This is a genomic window from Paraburkholderia sp. BL10I2N1, assembly GCF_004361815.1.
GTDB lineage: Bacteria > Pseudomonadota > Gammaproteobacteria > Burkholderiales > Burkholderiaceae > Paraburkholderia.
The window spans coordinates 474,998-490,518 of the sequence record NZ_SNWA01000002.1 but is presented as its reverse complement, the minus strand read 5'-3'; the positions used below and the strand labels follow the sequence as shown (position 1 = coordinate 490,518).

The following is a 15,521-nucleotide window of genomic DNA, read 5'->3' as shown; positions in this document are numbered from 1 at the left end:
AAGACGGAGGAGCGATCGTGAGCGGACTCGGTGGTGCAGGCGGGGCGGGCGGCGCGGGTGGCGCTGGCGGCGCCGGTGGTGCGGGCGGAGGGAACGACGTGGGCGGCGCGCCCGCCTCCGGCGGAGGGGTGACCTATGAGTCCTGGCTGTTGGCGGACGCCCTGATCGGTCACCGCGACGGGATAGTCGGCAACTGGAAAGGCAAGCAGATCGAGGTCGACCTCAACGAGGGACCGGCGCTGCGGCTCGTCGAAGACCCGGCGCAGCTATGGAGATGGGAACCGTGGGTGCGGGCAACGGTATTCGATTTCGAGCTGTTGTCCAACCTTCACTTTTCCAGGTCGAGCGACGGCAAGGTGAGCCTGTGGCACAAGGGCGGTGCGCCCGGCGGACAGGGGACGGGCTGGAGCGGCCAGGACGAAAGCGGCAAGGGTGGCGGCCAAGCCAGCATGACCCGGATCGCGAGCATGATCCGGCCGCCGGAAAGGGCCTTCATCGAGCAACTGGGAAAGATGGACGAATACGCCGATCTGCGGGAGGACCGCGCATCGGAGATTCTTTACCAAATGGGACCGCAGCTCGCGTTCTGGAGTTCGATCGCGAACCTTCATCCGGCGCGTACGCCCAAGACACTGGAGTTGCTCGATACGGTGGTGCGCTTTGCGATCTTCGTGGAAATGAGGTTCAAACACGCGCTGGCGGTACCGCGCCCCATCGACTACTCGCCCCAGGTACAGCCGATGATCCAGACACCGGGGCACGGCTCGCTTCCGAGCGGTCACGGCACGCAGGCCTATATCGTCTCGAATGTCCTCTGCGCGCTGCGCGGCCAGCCGGAAACATCGGTGTTCGGACAACAGCTCATGCGCCAGGCGTACCGCGTCACCATCAACCGGACGATCGCTGGCGTGCACTTCCCGGTGGACCACATCGCGGGACGGTTGCTCGGCACCACGCTTGCCGAGTATTTCGTTCACCGCTGCAAATACGTGCCCGGGAAGCGAGGCGGATTCACGCCCAGAACGTTCAACGGTCCAAAGTTCAATGGGCTTCTCGACTTCGAGCCGCACCAGCCGTTGAATATGGCCGAACTCCTTGCCTGGTGCCAAAGGGTCCCCGACAGAGACCCTGAGGAGGTACGTCGCGACGATTTCGGGTGGATCGAATGGTGCGATACCGAATCGGAGGTCGAAGGATCTGAAATTCTCGCGTGGATATGGAATCAGGCGGCCGCTGAGTGGGACAACCGGGCGCTTGCCACGACGCGGCTTCCTGGTACCTGAACGGACCTCCCGTCCTTCTGCAAAAGAGGTGGACCCATGGGCACGCACTGGATGTCAGGCGTCGCAGATAGCTGGACCGGTCAGGACTGGACCGGGCGCGCGGATGATGCCGCGCGTATCGATCCGTATCTCGTCTGGGCGGATGCGACGCAGTTCGTCGATCTAGGTCACCCGCCGGCGCATCGGGTTCGCGTGATGATCGAACTGGTGGACCAGCACCCAACCCGGGGAGCCGGGGATGCGCAGCAGTTTGCGCGTATGGTCGAGAGCCAGCAATGGGGCGAATGGCTCCAGGTGTCGCCGCTGTATCTGAACCCGCCTGCGGATCTCGTGCGGACCCGCTTTCTCACCGCAGCGGTCACGAAGCGGTTCTTTGCAGAACTCGACGGTTTGCTCAAGGGTATCGTGGCGCGTGTCGAGCTTGGGCTGCCCGTGGTCCCCGACGATGCCGTCGTGCCCGTACCGGCGATCAGTTATCCGTTCGATCCCGATCGTACGGTCGACCCCCTTGCAGGGGTGGATGAAAAGTGTCACCCGGTTTTCATGGGCGTTATCGACGACGGTCTGGCATTTGCCCATCAACGCTTTCGCGAAGTCGATACTGACGAACCTTCGACGCGGATCGAGTGCTTCTGGGACCAGGGGCCGCCCGGGATACCGACGGATGCAGTCTACGGGCGGGAGTTTCTGAAGCGCGACATCGATCACCTGATGAAGCAATGCCTGTACGGCGGACTGGTGGATGAGGACGCCCTGTACAGAGAGGCCGAATACATGAGCGTGCGGCACCGATGGGCGCACGGTACTCAGATCATGGACCTGGCATGCGGTGCGAAACCGGCCGAAGCCCCGCAGGCGGCAGGCGCGCAAGCGCCTCAGCCCACGCACCACGCGCACAGCGCCGACGGCTCGAAAGAGGTGGGCGAGCCGCACATCATCTGTGTCCAGTTTCACCCGCCGGGACGCACGATCCGCGACACGTCAGGTCTCTGGTTCGGGGTATATGCGCTCGACGCGCTCCGCTATATCCTGCATCGCGCGAACCAGCTTGCCAGGGGCCCGTGTCCGGTGATCGTCAACCTGAGCTACGGTTACATTGCAGGACCGCACGACGGCAGCTCGATGATCGAAGACGCGATCGATGAACTGATTGAACGACATCCTGATCTTTCCATCGTGATTCCCGTCGGCAACAGCAATCTGGCCCGGTGTCATGCGGAATTTCTTCTCGAGCGTGACAAGTCCCAGACGCTCAATTGGCGCACGCTGCCCGATGACGCCACGCCGAGTTTTCTGGAAGTCTGGCTGCCGCCCGACGCCGACGCCGGCCAGGTCGAGCTCGAAATCACCACGCCCCGTGGCGACAAAAGTCCGTCTATCAGGCTAAACGAAGTGCATACGTGGAAGCCGGCGGGCGACGTCCTGTGCACGGTGGTCTATCTGCGTCGCGTCGCAACGGGGAGCCGGCAGATGATTCTCGTCGCGCTCGCGCCCACCACGACGCACGATCCCGAACGCGATACTGCGGACACTGGCATGTGGATGATCCGCGTCACAAACGGAGGGAAGTCCGATCTTCGTGTGCACGCGTGGATACAGCGCGATGAGACCGCGTACGGGTACCCGCTGCGCGGCCGCCAGACACGCTTCGAAGATTGCCGGTACAGGCGCTTCGATTGCTGGGGGCATGAGAAGGACACGGACGACGGCAACGAAAATAGCTGGGTCAAACGCAAGGGGACGATCAACTCCGTGGCGACAGGTAAATACACGGCTGTTGTTGCCGGCTTTCGCGGCAGCGACGGCAAGCCGGCGCGCTACTCTGCCACCGGACCAGGCGTAGAGCCGGGGTACCTGGGCAAGCCGCTGCGGGAGGGACCGGACGCAGCCGCTGTCAGCGACGACTCGGCCGCATGTTTCGGCGTCCTTGGTGCAGGTACGCGAAGCCGTAGCGTAGTCGCCATGGATGGAACCAGTGTCGCCGGCCCTCAGATTGCACGAATGCTGGCAAGGGAAAAGCTGCGGCAGATGCACGCCCGGTGTATCGCCGGAGAACCGGCCGGTGTGACTGCCCACAGCACGACGGACCACGAGTGGGCACGTAACTGGGTCGAGTCAAGGGCGTCGAAGGAGGAGCGGATCAGGTCGGAGAAGCACGAAGCGAACGCCGGGCAGGGGCCGCCTCCACATGCCATACCGCACGCCGACAAGAAAGAGTTTCCGAACCAACGGGAAGGCGCTGGCCGCATTCCTCCGCCAGCAGGCGACAGGATCAAGAGGCTCGACTTCGACTCCTGATGCACGATGGACACGGAGGCGAGCGCGATTGGCGCCCCTTCCGTTGGCGGTTCTCTTTCCGGCAACGCAATATGAGGCAACGCAAGGTAACTCAAACCGTGCGGCCCCAGCGACGTGTGTCAGGTATTGCGGACATGTCTTCGGTCGTCTGGCGGCCAGCTGCGGTTCTCGACTTCAACGGCACGAGCTTGCACGAGGCGATGGCGTCAATCCATGCGGTCAGCTGCCGCCCTTGTAAAACTCCTGCATGCGCTGCTGTTCTCCACTGCGTTGCGATCTCAGCAAATCCTGGTAGATGTCGTTCCGGGTTTTCGGACCGGACATGTTGGGGCCGCCTGACATGCCGCCACCTGAGGTCGAGGGTCCCTCGGCCTCCATGGTTGCCTGGGTGGGTGCAGTCGCTGAATCCGGACTGACGTCCGCAGCGCTGGCTTGCCATGACGATGCGCAAAGCAGTCCGCCTGCAAGTATGTAAGCCACTTTCATGTGAGTCTCCTTTCAAGATGGTCAGTGCGGTTTTGCACTGCGCAGATTCGCGGGAACGACGCGTACGGCGAATGACGCGAACAGACAGGCACACTCACCGGGACGTGATGGCGGCGGTTCTCATTCTTGATAGCCAGCTAGCTGGATGCACGAGAAACGTGTGAGGAAACGAGCTTTGAGAAGGAGAACGTCCCGCAGTCCGCCATGCAGATCAGACGAGCGAGATGCGCGGGAATTGAACCCAGGTCTCGATCTGGATAGCGCAAGACATTGCCGGATCTGGCAATAAGCTTTCGATGGCATTTCCTGATCAGCGGAATGCTGGCGCCGCCAGCAACGCGTAGTGGTTTACACCGTTGGCCACGCAATCAATCCTTCATCAAGCGCTGCTACGGTAGCGCGGTTACACCTGTCAGTCCGTATACGAACAATCCCCCTAATGCCGTACGGAGACTATCAATGCAAACCACTGTCCTTGCCCCGCCGACTCGCCATCCTCTCGTTGCTGGCCGTCGGCCACTCGTCGCGCTCACATTGGTTGCCGCCAGTATCGCCGCGCATGCGCAGCAGTTTTCTTTCGGTGGCGAAAACCGCTTTCAGCCAGGTTTCCTGGTGATCAGCCGCAGTACTTACGACAATCTGTCGAGCAACGTTCAGGTGGGCTCGATTTTGCCGCCGAACTGCGCGAACACGACGGGAGGCTGTTCTGCATCAACCGGTGCGCCCAGCGACGGCACGTATCCGTACGTATGGAACAACGACGGCTATGACGGCAGTTTCGGCATTACGTCGCGGATTTTCCTCGATCAGATCACGCCAGGAGGCGGGTTCGTGAGCACACTCGAAGTGCCTAACAGCCTGCAGAGGGGTTTCGCGCGCGACCAGATGGTGACCAGCTTCAGTTCAAAATCAGAACTCGGCCTGCATCTGTCCACCGACGGCAAGTATTTGACCTTCATGGGCTACGTCGCGCCGGTCAATACGCTCGACGTATCGAACTCGAACACTCCGGGTGTGATCGATCCGACTAACCCCGTTGGACAGAATATCTATCGTGCTGTCGCCCGCGTCGACCGCGATGGACATTTCCGTTTCACCGAAACCAACGCCTATAGCGGCAATAACGGCCGCTCGGCGATCCTGAACAACAGCAACGGTCACGACATCTTCTACACGGCGGGCAATGCCGGCAACGGCGCCAACCCGCAACCGGATGGCGTGATTCTCGGCGCGGGCGCCCAGTTCATCGACGCATCGAAGCAGCACGAAGCGCAGCAGAATCCTGGCACGCCGACTCCGCTCGGCAGTTTCTCGATCACTGAACTCGGCGCCAAAGCCGACAAGATCGGCAAGGACGACAACTTCCGCGGCATGACGGTATTCAACAACGTGCTGTTCTTCACGAAAGGCAGCGGCGGCAACGGCGTGAATACGGTGTACTTCCTCGATACGACGGGTAAGGCCTGTCCGTCGGGTGTGGGTGTGCCGTCGGCTACGGCGACGCTGCCCACGACGCCGCTCGCCTACAACCCGGCCACGCTGCAATCCAGCGGCCTGCCGAGCAACATGTGCGTGCTGGCAGGTTTCCCGGCAACCCCCAACAAGTCCGCGACGACGCTCTCCTACCCGTTCGGACTCTGGTTCGCCGATGCCAATACGCTCTACGTGGCCGACGAGGGCGACGGTTATACCGGCGGCACGGATCTGTATGCGCACGCGGCCGCACAGACGGGCGCAGGCCTGCAGAAGTGGGTATACAACGCGGCTGCGAAAAAATGGACGCTGGCCTACACGTTGCAAGCGGGTCTGGATCTCGGCACGCAGTACACGGTGCCTGGCTATCCGACCGGCTCCAACACGGCGACCGGTCTGCCCTGGGCACCCTCGACAGACGGCCTGCGCAACCTGACCGGACGCGTCGAGGACGACGGCTCGGTGACGATCTGGGCGATTACGTCGACGGTCAGCGGTAACGGCGATGTCGGCGCTGATCCGAACAGGCTGGTAGCGATTCGCGACGTACTGAAGAACACCACAGCCGCCGGCGCGGCGCGCGAGAAATTTGTCGTGTTGCGCGGTGCGGGGTTTGCAGAAGTGCTGCGCGGGGTGTCCTTCACACCGGGCACGGACGTGGATCACCGGTTCTGATACGCGATGTTGTTTTGAAATCGAACGGGCGGTCGGTCGGGTGTCTGCCGCGCCCGTTCTGCGATGTCAGCGGGTAGGCGTGGCCGGGACTGGCCACGCGCCGGGTAGTGTGGGTGGCGCGCGGGATGCGCGGTAGCTTCGCTGCCGTCGGTTCGATTGATCTTTCTCGTACCTGCGGTTAGCTACGCTCAAGCACTTTCAATATTTGTTCTCGTTGTGCTGATTGCGCCGTCGCCACAATCGCGGAAAGATTGTCTGGTAGCATGGCCTTCGCACTGCGCAATTTGCGAAACAGTCAGTACGCTCCAGCCGGCGGATCACTGAGACTTCTTCGATTCGGCAACGCGTTCGATTGCTGGCAGGCGGCCCATGCCAGATCGCAAGCTGCTTTCATGATCGGCCGTGGCCCCGGGTTCATGGGGCTGTTTTCTCGCATCGTTCATCTGCCATCCCGCATGACCGACAAGTCCATAGTGTCCAGCCGTCCTCGTGTTTCATGCATTATTTGCGCATTCAACGAAGCGCCCCGAATCGGCGCGGTGCTGGCGGTTGCATCCGTCCATCCGCTGCTGGACGAAGTCATCGTGGTCGACGACGGCTCAACCGATGGCACCGCCGAGGTCGTCAGGCGGTTTCCTTCGGTAAGGTTGATTACATCCCCCTCTAACCGCGGCAAGAGTGCAGCGATGGCTAAAGGCATCGACGCCGCGTACAACGAGTTGCTGATGTTGCTCGATGCGGATCTCAAGGGACTCGCTCCCGGACACATCACGGCGCTCGCTGCTCCGGTTCTGAGTGGCGCCGCGGCTGTCAGTATCAGCCTGCGGGAAAACAGTCTGCTGGTGTTTCGCGCAATCGGTCTCGACTTCGTTTCTGGCGAGCGAGTGGTCAGCAAGGCCTTGCTCGGCGACACGCTTGGTGAAATTCGCGGCTTGCCGCGCTTCGGAATCGAAGTGTTCATGAATCGCCGGATTATCGCGCGGCGGCTGCCGATCGCGGTCACGCACTGGCCTCACGTCACGCAGGCCCGGAAGACCGAAAAGCTCGGCTACTGGAAAGGGATGCGCGCGGAGTGGCGCATGATCGCCGACCTGTTGAAGGTCACGTACCCGCTCGCACTGCTTTCGCAGACGTTTCGTCTGTTTTCGTTGCGGGTCGATCATGCCAGCCGCGTGCCGTTTCTCGTACGGATCAGGAAGCCGCGCGGCAACCTGGTCTGAGCTGCGTCGCGTGACCAGGCCCTATTCCGCCGCCGGCGTTCGCGAACGCCGGCGCCACTCGAGAGCAGCGAAGCCCACGGCGCCCAGCATCAGCGGGCAATAAAGCGTGGCGAAGCGCCACAGGACCAGCGCTGTCGCCATCGTCGCACGCGGTACCCAGTTGGCGAACACCGCGGCAAGTGCAAGATCTCCCCCTCCACCGCCGGCGGGGATGCCGGTCCAGAGCGCGGCATGCAGCACCACCGCCTGCACGGCGAGAACGAATCCGGGCGGCAACGGGTAGCCGAGCTCAAGCAGTGCAAACCACAACGCGCCGTAGCGAAGCAGCCATTGCAGTGTGGTGAGCAGCAGCAATGCGACAAACCGGTCGCGAGGCCCGGTCATGAGGCTCGCCCATTGCGCGCGCACATTCTGGCGGAAACGGGCCAATTGGGCCCTCCGTGCCCTGAGCCACAGAATGCGGCGGCAAACGGCGTCTAGCGCGCGCTCAAGAGGCCGGCGGGAAACCCATAGCATGCCCACAAGAATTGCCGCTCCGGCCACCACTCCCGCGATGATGGAGAGGTTGATCCCCGGCAGTCCCGTCGCTAGCGGGCCAACCAGCGACACCAGGGAGATCGGCACGGCTAGCGCGAAGAACGTCAGGTCGAGCACCTGGTCGGCGCTGACGACTGTGGTGGCTTTCGCCCACGAGGCCCCTGAGCGCTGCAGCAAGCCGATATTGACGCCGTACCCCGCAGCTCCGAGCGGTGAGACGAGAAAGGCGAAGTCAGTCACGAAGGTGATGGCGACCGTGCGCATGAAACGAAGCCGCAGGCCAAGCGCGTTTTGCAGCAACTGCAGCTTGCCGGCCTTGGCCAGCGCACTGACGGCGGCGCCCGCGGCCAGCAGCAGAAACACATGCGCAGGTACGGCCCGCAAACCGGCCGCCAACTCATGCGCGCCCAGCAGGAAAGGCGCGGCCATCGCCAGTCCGCCCCCGAGCAGGGCCAGCATCAAGGCGGCACTACGGATGCGAGATCCGCTCAAACGTGCCGCCCTGGTGCACGCTGAAGGGTGGCGAGCGCCGAGGTCCGTGCGTCGCTCAACAACGCCGAAGCGGTTGGATCTTTCATCGCAAGCTGAGCTTGGGCAGGCTGGGGCGTGTGCATGTGGATCGAGGGATTGTGACTGCAGCGTGACGATTTGACAGGGCGCGAAGCGGGACAGTCGAGCGTGTTGCACTGTCCCGCTATCGGGCGCCGTGGGTCGCTAAGGGGCACCATGGGTCGCGATCCTACCAGTATTTTCTAACGCGACAATGTCGGGCTTTCTCGAGGCGTTGCGCGGAGACTTTCGCTCTCGACTGACGTTTGAAGCGGTGTCTGGCGAGGCGGGCACTCATCAAGGCGCGGCGCCTCGCGTGCCCGCTTCAGCGCTCTCGAAAACGGCTATTGCGACAGAATTATTAAAGTCTGTTCCGGATATCGCAACAGTGTTCCTCGTATGCCGGCGTTACTCTGACGCCCGCGGATTTCTATACTTGCGGGCGACTTCCTCCCGTGATTTCCAACACCATAGAGTTTCCTCGTGAAAAAAATCCCTCTCGTCATAGCGGTATCGTCGGCGCTTGCTGCATCGTCTGCTTACGCACAGAGCTCCGTGACGTTGTACGGTCTGATCGACGCCGGTCTGATGTACACCAATAACGTCGCCAAGGGCGGCACCTCGGGCTCGCTCTTTCAGGCAACAAGCGGCAACATCAACGGAAGCCGGTTCGGTTTGCGCGGCGCCGAGGACCTCGGTGGCGGTCTGAAGGCCATCTTCGTGCTGGAAAACGGGTTTAACGTGCAGAACGGCAACCTCGGCCAGCACAGCCGCCTGTTTGGTCGCCAGGCATTCGTGGGCCTGAGCAGCAACGAGTTCGGTACGGTGACGCTGGGCCGCCAATATGATTCGCTGGTCGACTTCGTCGCGCCGCTGTCGGCCACGGCTGGGACGTTCGGCGACACCGGCTTTGCGCACCCGTTCGACAACGACAACCTGAACCACTCGGTGCGGATGAGCAACGCGATCAAGTACACGAGCAACAACTACTCAGGCCTGAAGTTCGGCGGCCTCTACGCGTTCTCGAACAGCACCGACTTCTCGATCAACCGTGCTTACAGCGCCGGCGCAAGTTTCAACTATGGCCCGTTCAACGTGGCAGCCGGCTACCTGCAGATCAACGGTTCGAACAGCACGACGAATACCGGCGGCGCAGTTGACCTGGGCGAATCGACCGCGAACGGCACGGGTGGATTCCTGCTCGGGTCGAACGTTCAGCGTACGTTCGGCGCGGGCCTGAACTACACCTTCGGCCCGGCGCTGATCGGCTTCGTATATACGAACAGCCATTTCCAGGGCACCAACTCGTTCAATCTCAACAACGGGTCGCAACGGTTCGACAACTATGAACTGAACGCCAAATACGCACTGACACCCGCGGTCACGCTCGGTATCGCCGATACGTTCACCGATGGCCATCTGTCAGGCGCGACCTTGACGGGCAAGACTCCGTTCGGCACGGATCCTAAGTTCAATCAGGTCAATCTGCAGGCCGTCTACGCGTTTTCGAAGCGCACGGACGTGTACGCCGAAGGCATGTATCAGCGCGCCATCGGCCAGAACTATGTCGCGTTCATCAATACGGCGGGTGGCGCGTCGTCGACGGGCAACCAGGTGGTCGGTACCGTGGGACTGCGCACGCGTTTCTAAGCGTGTCTGCCTGAACGTGAGAGGCCTTTGCTGCAGCGATTTCTGCTGTTGAAAGGCATCTCGCGAGACAGACGGAATTCGCACGTCTGCGCGGACTGGATCAGATCATCGAGCGTGCCGCGCAGGCCGAAGTCCATCGGGACGTCATCTTCCTGCAATCGCCGGCTGCCAGCGAGGTCATGCTGCGCAGCGCCGCCACGGAACTCGAGCGGCTCGATGCCGCATTCATCCGCTGTGGTGTATCGAATCGATCGATATCCATCATATCGGCCGGCTGATTCTGGATCTGGCACGGCCGTACCCGTCACGCGTGCACCTTGGCACCGAAATGAAACGGTGCGTCCGCCAGCGATGGCGGACGGCGCATCAGGACCTTATTGATCGATGCCGACGATCACGCTCGACGCCTTGAAGATCGCGACAGCGGGTTTCCCGCTGGCAAGCCCAAGGCGGTCTGCGCTTTCGTTGGTGATGATGGCTGCGACCTGCGCGCCACTTTGCGCCGCGATGACGACTTCCGAGTTGACGGCGCCTTTGGTCACCGAAGCAACGTTGCCAGCAATGCAGTTGCGCGCCGACACCTTGCTGCTGTCGACATCGACCATCACGATCACCGACGATGCCTTCACCAGCGCAAACGCCGGCGTGCCGGCGGCGAGCCCGAGCGAGGCGGCGCTGCCGTGCGTGATGATGGCGACGAGGGTGAGGCCCTCCTGCGTGCGCAGCGTGATTTCGTCATTGACGACGCCTGGCTTGACGGCGGTTACCTGACCGGCAAAGTGGTTACGGGCGCTGGTTCGCATGGTCATCTCCGTGTGCGGGATTTCCGAGGTGCCGTGGGAAACGGTGGTTGATGGTGTCTGCACGAGTGTACCCGGGAACCTGCAACCGGCACACATGGCCAGTTCGGTGGCGGGACCCGCAACCACCGACATTGCTGGTCTGCACGCCGCGAAGGTCAGCCGGCGGCGGGCTGCGAGCCGGAAAAAACGTCGGCGCACAACGCACGTCCGGCGTCGCTCAGGCGCGCGGTGCCGGTGCCTTCCTCGCTGAACGTCGTCTCGACGAATCCGCTGTCGACGAGCGCCGTCAAGTGACGTCGCAAGCCGCTCATCGGCACGCCGGCCTGCTTCGAGAGCCTGGCGAGCGACCACGCGCGCCCCGGCGTCTCATGCTCCGCGCGCCACAGTTGCGTGAGTACAGCGACCAGCACGGGATCGATTTCATCGTTCATCTGCGTCTCCTTGCGGGCCGTTTCAGGCCATTTGTGCGACGAGTTCGCCCAGCGTTTTCAGCGCGTCTTCCGTCTGCGCAGTCCACGGATAGCTGTAGTTCAGCCGGATGAAGTGGCGAAACACGTTGCGTGTCGAAAACATGTAGCCAGGACCGATCGTGATGCCGCGGGCAAGCGCAGCCTGATAGAGCCACATCGAATCGACGCGCTCAGGCAGTTCAACCCACAGCACGTAGCCGCCTTGCGGCGCGGACGTGCGCGTCCCGGCAGGAAAGAAGCGCTGAACCATCGCGGTCATGATGCGCGCCTGTTGCCGGTACACCCTGCGCACATGCCGTAAATGGCGATCGTAACCGTCCTGGCGGAGATAGTCCGCGACGGCGACCTGCGGCACGGAAGGCGTCGTCAGCGTATTGAGAAACTTGAGCTTCTCGACCTGCGCCCGATACCGTCCGGGCATCGCCCAGCCGATCCGGTACGAAGCCGTCAGGCTTTTCGAAAACGACGCGCAATGCAGCACGAGCCCTTTGCTGTCGAAGTTTTTCAATGTCGAGGGCCGCGATTCGCCGAAGTAAAGCTCCTGATAAACATCGTTCTCGATCACCGGAATGTCTTGCGCGCCGAGCAGTTCGACGAGCCGCTTCTTCCGTTCGTCCGGCATCTGGAAACCCAGCGGATTCTGGAAGTTCGGCATGACCATGCATGCCGCGATCTTCCGCGCGGCGAGAATCTGTGCGAGCGCGTCGAGATCGATGCCATCGGCGGGATGGGTGGGGACTTCGATGGCACGCATGCCGAGCCGCTCGATCGCGTGAAGCATCGCGTAGTAGGTCGGCGATTCGACGGCCACCGTGTCGCCCGGCTTCGCGACGGCCTGGAGACTCAGGTTGATGGCCTCGGTTGCACCCACGGTGATGATGATTTCGTCGGGATCGACCGGTACGCCATTTTCGGCGTAGCGCCGCGCGATCTGGCGCATCAGTTCGGGATTGCCGGGCGGCAGGTCGTCCATCAGGTTCCAGCTTGCGCGACGCCGGGCGATTGCGTTCGCGTACTGGTTGATGCGGCGCCACGGAAAGAGCGACGGGTCGGGATAGGGCGAGCCGAGCGGCATCGCAGCGTTCGTGCGGATGCTGCGCAGCGTCGACAGCACGAGGCGGCTGACATCGACTTCCGAGGCGACCGCGGGCGGCGCGGAAGCCGGACTGCGCGCGGCGCGCGCAGGTCCTGGTTCGCGCACGAAGTAGCCCGACTGCGGCCGGCTCTCGACGACGCCCCGGCTTTCCAGCACGGCGTACGCATGCAGCACCGTCTTGATGCTGACGCCGTGTTGCTGGCAGGCCTTGCGCACCGACGGAATCCGCTCGCCCGCCGCGAACACGCCGCGCCGCACGGCCGACTCGATCTCGTCGGCAAGTTTTTCGTAGAGCTTCATGGGTTCTCGTTGCGGTGGAATGCGGCAAGTCTATGTCAGATTGCCTGTAACTGTATCCCTCCAGTTTCATGCTTTCTGTGTGCCGTGCCATTTTTGGAACACAGTACGCTTGCGTTCATCCACCTTTCCGTCTGCCTATCAGGCTGTTTCCAGCCCCCAGGTCATGAAGAAACCAGAAGCCCGTATCGAACCGTACACGCATCCAGCGGCAGGCTGGGGCGCGCTGAAGTACGTCGCGATCAATCTCATCAAGGAAAAGGTCGCGGGCGGCAACTATCGGACGCTGCTCGCGCAGAACCAGCCGGACGGCTTCGATTGCCCCGGTTGCGCGTGGCCGGATCGCGAGCACGCGTCGACGTTCGAATTCTGCGAGAACGGCGTCAAGGCCGTGGCCGCCGAGGCGACCGGCAAACGCGTGACGCCCGCCTTCTTCGAGGAGCACACGGTTTCGGAACTGATGGGGCAGTCCGACTTCGAACTCGAACAGCACGGCCGGCTGACGGACCCGCTCGTCTACGATGCGCTCCGCGACCGCTACGTGCCGATCGGCTGGGACGAGGCGTTCGACCTGATCGCCCGGCATCTGCAGGCACTCGACGATCCTGACCGCGCGGCCTTCTACACGTCCGGCCGAGCGAGCAACGAAGCCGCGTTTCTGTACCAGCTGTTCGTGCGCATGTACGGCACCAACAACTTCCCCGACTGCTCGAACATGTGCCACGAGGCGACGAGCCGCGGCCTGCCGCATACGGTCGGCGTCGGCAAGGGCACCGTGACGCTCGACGACTTCGAACACGCCGATACGCTGCTTCTGTTCGGGCAGAACCCGGCCACCAACCATCCCCGCATGCTCGGCGAACTGCGCGAGTGCGCGAAGCGTGGCGCGACCATCGTATCGATCAATCCGTTGAAGGAGCGCGGGCTCGAACGATTTGCCAGCCCGCAGCACCCGGTTGAAATGCTCACGATGGGCAGCACGAAGATCAGTTCCGTCTTCATCCGGCCGAAGGTCGGCGGCGACTTTGCGCTGATCAAGGGCGTCGCCAAGCGCTTGATCGAACTCGACGACGAAGCTGTCGTGTCCGGGCAGGAACGCGTGCTCGACATGGACTTTATCGCCGGGCACACGGTCGGCTTCGATGCGTTCGCCGACGATCTGCGCGCCGAAAGCTGGGACACGATCGTCGCGGAAGCGGGCGTGACGTTCGAAGAGGTGCTCAGGCTCGCCGACATCTACGTGCAGGGCCGCGCGGTGATCTCGACGTGGGGCATGGGTCTCACGCAGCACAAGAACTCCGTGCCGACCGTGCAGATCCTGTCGAACCTGATGATGATGCGCGGCAATATCGGCCGGCGCGGCGCGGGGCTGTGCCCGGTGCGCGGCCACTCGAACGTGCAGGGCGATCGCACGGTCGGCATCGAGGAACAACCCACGCAAGAGTTCCTCGACCGGCTCGGCGAAGTCTATAACTTCGAGCCGCCGCGCGAGCATGGCCTCGATGTCGTCAACACGATTCAGGCAATGCTCGATGGGCGGGTGAAGGTGTTCATCGGACTCGGCGGTAACTTCTCGATCGCGACGCCGGATACGCCGCGCACGTGGGAAGCGATGCGTTCGTGCGACCTGACCGTCCATATCACGACCAAGCTGAACCGCAGCCACCTCGTGCACGGTCGCGATGCGCTGATCCTGCCGACACTCGGCCGCACCGAAATCGATTTGCAGAATGGGGTCGCGCAGGGCGTGAGCGTCGAGGACTCGATGAGCATGGTGCACATTTCCTACGGCATGAACCGGCCGGCTTCGCCGAATCTGCTGTCGGAAATCGCGATTGTGGCGCGCATGGCGCACGCGACGCTCGGCAGCGACAAGGTTGACTGGCTCGCGCACGCGAACGATTACGCGCTGATCCGCCACGGCATCGCCAAGGTGATCGACGGCTTTGACGACTACAACGAGCGCCTGAAGCATCCGGGCGGCTTTCATCTGGGCGTCGCTTCGCGGGAGCGGATCTGGAAGACGCCGAGCGGCAAGGCGCAGTTTCTCGTGCACGCCATCGCGGTCGATACACCGATCCACCGCGCCCGCGCCCGGCACGGCCAGCGCCTGATGACGCTGATGACCACGCGCTCCCACGACCAGTACAACACGACGATCTACGGTCTGGACGACCGCTATCGCGGCGTGTACGGCCAGCGCCGCGTGCTGTTCGCGAACAGGGAAGACATCGCGATGCTCGGCTTTGCGGCCGGTCAGCGCGTGGACATCACGAGCGTGTGGGATGACGGAATCGAACGTCGTGCCGATGGCTTTCTACTCGTCGAGTACGACATCCCGCGCGGATGCCTCGGCGCGTACTACCCGGAGACGAATCCGCTCGTGCCGCTGTCGTCGGTAGCGGATGGGGCCGGGACGCCTACGTCAAAGTCGATTCCGGTGCTCCTGACCGCGTGTGTGGAGGCTGTGGCGGCCTGACTGCGCAGTTGGAAACGCGCCAGAGGCTGTCCGCAAACGCCTCCGCAGCACCCGTTCAGGCTCGTGTGCGGTTAGACAGCGCTGCCTGTCAACGCCTGACGATTTTTGACAAAACATCTGGGGAATTGCGGTTACTCTAGCGAGGCAATCCTTTCGGGCGCGGCGTTTATTTACGTAGGATACTTAAGCATGTCGCAACAGCAGA

12 protein-coding genes are annotated in these 15,521 nt (G+C 62.7%); 6 read left to right on the top strand and 6 right to left on the bottom strand.

Annotated elements, in window-relative coordinates; translation table 11 throughout:
• The first annotated feature begins 17 nt into the window (after window positions 1-17).
• Complete coding sequence (locus B0G77_RS24125; RefSeq protein WP_133664592.1) at window positions 18-1,283, top strand: phosphatase PAP2 family protein; 1,266 nt, start codon at window positions 18-20, stop codon at window positions 1,281-1,283.
• A gap of 36 nt (window positions 1,284-1,319) precedes the next feature.
• Window positions 1,320-3,581: a hypothetical protein gene (locus B0G77_RS24120; protein WP_133664591.1), complete on the top strand. Its 2,262-nt coding sequence runs from the start codon at window positions 1,320-1,322 to the stop codon at window positions 3,579-3,581.
• A 219-nt stretch (window positions 3,582-3,800) separates the two neighbouring features.
• Here B0G77_RS24120 and B0G77_RS24115 read toward each other — a convergent pair whose 3' ends face one another.
• Window positions 3,801-4,067, bottom strand: coding sequence for a hypothetical protein (locus B0G77_RS24115; protein WP_133664590.1), 267 nt, complete (start codon window positions 4,065-4,067; stop codon window positions 3,801-3,803).
• Between the two features lie 459 nt (window positions 4,068-4,526).
• Here B0G77_RS24115 and B0G77_RS24110 point away from each other — a divergent pair, with 459 nt between their 5' ends.
• Together B0G77_RS24110 and B0G77_RS24105 are read left to right on the top strand one after the other, a co-directional pair.
• Window positions 4,527-6,215 (top strand): hypothetical protein, encoded by a 1,689-nt coding sequence (locus tag B0G77_RS24110; protein ID WP_133664589.1) that lies wholly within the window; start codon window positions 4,527-4,529, stop codon window positions 6,213-6,215.
• 263 nt (window positions 6,216-6,478) lie between these two features.
• Window positions 6,479-7,435 (top strand): glycosyltransferase family 2 protein, encoded by a 957-nt coding sequence (locus tag B0G77_RS24105; protein WP_347814187.1) that lies wholly within the window; start codon window positions 6,479-6,481, stop codon window positions 7,433-7,435.
• A 21-nt stretch (window positions 7,436-7,456) separates the two neighbouring features.
• Here the strand turns inward: B0G77_RS24105 and B0G77_RS24100 are convergent, their stop codons facing one another.
• Window positions 7,457-8,431, bottom strand: a complete 975-nt coding sequence (locus B0G77_RS24100; protein WP_133664587.1) for a lysylphosphatidylglycerol synthase transmembrane domain-containing protein — start codon at window positions 8,429-8,431, stop codon at window positions 7,457-7,459.
• Between the two features lie 573 nt (window positions 8,432-9,004).
• Here B0G77_RS24100 and B0G77_RS24095 point away from each other — a divergent pair.
• Window positions 9,005-10,171 (top strand): porin, encoded by a 1,167-nt coding sequence (locus B0G77_RS24095; RefSeq protein WP_133664586.1) that lies wholly within the window; start codon window positions 9,005-9,007, stop codon window positions 10,169-10,171.
• A 100-nt stretch (window positions 10,172-10,271) separates the two neighbouring features.
• Here the strand turns inward: B0G77_RS24095 and B0G77_RS43415 are convergent, their stop codons facing one another.
• The 4 genes from B0G77_RS43415 to B0G77_RS24080 all read right to left on the bottom strand — a co-directional run bounded on the left by B0G77_RS43415 (window position 10,272) and on the right by B0G77_RS24080 (window position 12,840).
• The gene (locus B0G77_RS43415; protein ID WP_166656264.1) at window positions 10,272-10,433 is read right to left on the bottom strand and encodes a hypothetical protein; all 162 of its coding nucleotides are present in this window, start codon (window positions 10,431-10,433) and stop codon (window positions 10,272-10,274) included.
• Window positions 10,434-10,545: 112 nt separating this feature from the next.
• Complete coding sequence (locus B0G77_RS24090) at window positions 10,546-10,974, bottom strand: TOBE domain-containing protein (RefSeq protein WP_133664585.1); 429 nt, start codon at window positions 10,972-10,974, stop codon at window positions 10,546-10,548.
• A 155-nt stretch (window positions 10,975-11,129) separates the two neighbouring features.
• The gene (locus B0G77_RS24085) at window positions 11,130-11,405 is read right to left on the bottom strand and encodes a helix-turn-helix domain-containing protein (RefSeq protein WP_133664584.1); all 276 of its coding nucleotides are present in this window, start codon (window positions 11,403-11,405) and stop codon (window positions 11,130-11,132) included.
• Between the two features lie 22 nt (window positions 11,406-11,427).
• Window positions 11,428-12,840 carry a PLP-dependent aminotransferase family protein gene (locus B0G77_RS24080; RefSeq protein ID WP_133664583.1) on the bottom strand — a complete coding sequence of 471 codons (1,413 nt, stop codon included), beginning with the start codon at window positions 12,838-12,840 and terminating at the stop codon, window positions 11,428-11,430.
• A gap of 163 nt (window positions 12,841-13,003) precedes the next feature.
• Between B0G77_RS24080 and B0G77_RS24075 the strand changes: the two genes are divergently transcribed.
• Window positions 13,004-15,316 (top strand): FdhF/YdeP family oxidoreductase, encoded by a 2,313-nt coding sequence (locus tag B0G77_RS24075; protein ID WP_133664582.1) that lies wholly within the window; start codon window positions 13,004-13,006, stop codon window positions 15,314-15,316.
• Window positions 15,317-15,521: the final 205 nt, after the last annotated feature.